At 48.4% G+C, this 2,711-nt stretch carries 1 rRNA gene; it reads left to right on the plus strand.

What is annotated here, in order from left to right:
* A 23S ribosomal RNA gene (locus EGI22_RS15225) occupies positions 1-2,473 on the plus strand; the annotation flags it as partial.
* Positions 2,474-2,711: the final 238 nt, after the last annotated feature.

Here is a 2,711-nt window from a genome sequence, read left to right on the forward strand (position 1 = left end):
TAGAGTGTGATAGTCACGTAAGGGTAAGGATTGTAGGACGAGCAGTATCCTGAGTAGGTGGGGGCCGGTGAAACCCCCTCTGAATTCGGCAGCACCATCTGCCAAGGCTAAATACTACTGAGACACCGATAGCGAACAAGTACTGTGAAGGAAAGGTGAAAAGCACGGAGAGTATCCGGGTGAAATAGAACCTGAAACCGTACGCCTACAAGCGGTCGGAGCCATGCGATATGGTGACGGCGTGCCTTTTGCATAATGATCCTACGAGTTACGGTCACCAGCAAGGTTAACTTTTTAAGAAAGGGAGCCGAAGCGAAAGCGAGTCTTAACAGGGCGTTAAGTTGGTGGCTGTAGACGCGAAACCTAGTGATCTACCCATGGTCAGGTTGAAGGTTGGGTAAGACCAACTGGAGGACCGTACCGGTATACGTTGAAAAGTGTTCGGATGAACTGTGGGTAGGGGTGAAAGGCTAATCAAACTAGGAAATAGCTCGTACTCCCCGAAATGTATTTAGGTACAGCGTTGTGGTTGAGTATTATAGAGGTAGAGCTACCGATTGGATGCGGGGGAGTCACATCCTACCAAATTCAGACGAACTCCGAATGCTATAATATATACGCAGCAGTGAGGGCTCGGGTGCTAAGGTCCGAGTCCAAGAGGGAAAGAACCCAGAACTACAGCTAAGGTCTCCAAATCTATACTAAGTTGAACAAAGGAAGTCTGACTGCCGAGACAGCCAGGATGTTTGCTTGGAAGCAGCAATCATTTAAAGAGTGCGTAACAGCTCACTGGTCGAGCGGGGCGGGCATCGATAATAAGCGGGCATAAAGTATAGTACCGAAGCTTAGTCAAGAAAATATTCTTGGGTAGGGGAGCATTCTGTCATCAGTGAAGGTGTACTTTGAGGTATGCTGGAGAGGACAGAAAAGCAAATGTAGGAATAAGTAGCGATAATGAATGTGAGAACCATTCACACCGAAAGACTAAGGATTCCTCCGCTACGTCAATCAACGGAGGGTAAGTCGGATCCTAAGGATAATGCGAAAGCAGAAGCCGATGGTAACCAGGTTAAAATTCCTGGACCACTAATAGTTTCGAAGCGGGGACGGATTTTAAAGCTTCATACGAACTGACGGAATAGTTCGTTGAGAGGAGACTTCGGTCGAATCGAATGAGGGGATAAGGTTCCAAGAAAAGCCGATAAGTTATGATTATTAGTGACCGTACCGCAAACCGACACAGGTAGTCGAGGCGAGAAGCCTAAGGTGCTCGAGTGAATCACGGCTAAGGAACTAGGCAAATTAACCCTGTAACTTCGGGATAAAGGGAACCTGCAGCAATGTAGGTCGCAGAGAAATGGCCCAGGCGACTGTTTAACAAAAACACATGGCTATGCGAAGATTAATGTCGACGTATATGGCCTGACACCTGCCCGGTGCTGGAAGGTTAAGAGGGGATGTCATCGCAAGAGAAGCATTGAATCGAAGCCCCAGTAAACGGCGGCCGTAACTATAACGGTCCTAAGGTAGCGAAATTCCTTGTCGGGTAAGTTCCGACCTGCACGAATGGTGTAACGATCTGGGCACTGTCTCAGCCGTGAGCTCGGCGAAATTGTAGTGACGGTGAAGATGCCGTCTACCCGCCACGGGACGGAAAGACCCCGTGAACCTTTACTATAGCTTAGCGTTGTGACTGGATATCTGATGTGTAGGATAGGTGGGAGGCATTGATGCGGCGTCGCCAGGCGTCGTTTAGCCAACGTTGAAATACCACCCTTTGGATATTTGGTTCCTAACCCCGGAATGGGGGACACCGCTTGGTGGGTAGTTTGACTGGGGTGGTCGCCTCCAAAAGAGTAACGGAGGCTTTCAAAGGTTCCCTCAGTACGCTTGGTAACCGTGCGATGAGTGCAATAGCAAAAGGGAGCTTGACTGCGAGACAAACAAGTCGAACAGGTACGAAAGTAGGATATAGTGATCCGGTGGTTCTGTATGGAAGGGCCATCGCTCAAAGGATAAAAGGTACTCCGGGGATAACAGGCTGATCTCCCCCAAGAGCTCATATCGACGGGGAGGTTTGGCACCTCGATGTCGGCTCGTCACATCCTGGGGCTGGAGAAGGTCCCAAGGGTTCGGCTGTTCGCCGATTAAAGTGGCACGCGAGCTGGGTTCAGAACGTCGTGAGACAGTTCGGTCCCTATCTGTGGTGGGCGTAGGAAGTTTGAGAGGCTCTGATTTTAGTACGAGAGGACCGAATTGGACTGACCGCTGGTGTATCTGTTGTCTTGCCAAGGGCACGGCAGAGTAGCTAAGTCGGGACGGGATAAACGCTGAAAGCATCTAAGTGTGAAACCCACCTCAAGATGAGACTTCCCTTGAGGAACGTTAGAGATTATGACGTAGATAGGCTACAGGTGGAAGTGCAGTAATGTATGCAGCCGAGTAGTACTAATGAACCGAGAGCTCTTAAATTTTAATTTTCAGTCTTTCTTATATCAATGTTTTGTTAAGGGAAAAGTCACGAAGGCATAAGGCATAAGTGATGGAAACTAAGATAAAACAATGTCAAAAAATATTTTATTGTCCAACAGACAAAAGAAGAGATACAATGCTAATGTCCTAATGTAGGACAAGAACATTAAAGACCTTCATGGTGTCAATAGGGCGGGTGAACACCTCTTCCCATTTCGAACAGAGCAGTTAAGCCCCGC

The sequence above is a fragment of the Lacihabitans sp. LS3-19 genome, from assembly GCF_024343575.1.
GTDB lineage: Bacteria > Bacteroidota > Bacteroidia > Cytophagales > Spirosomataceae > Leadbetterella.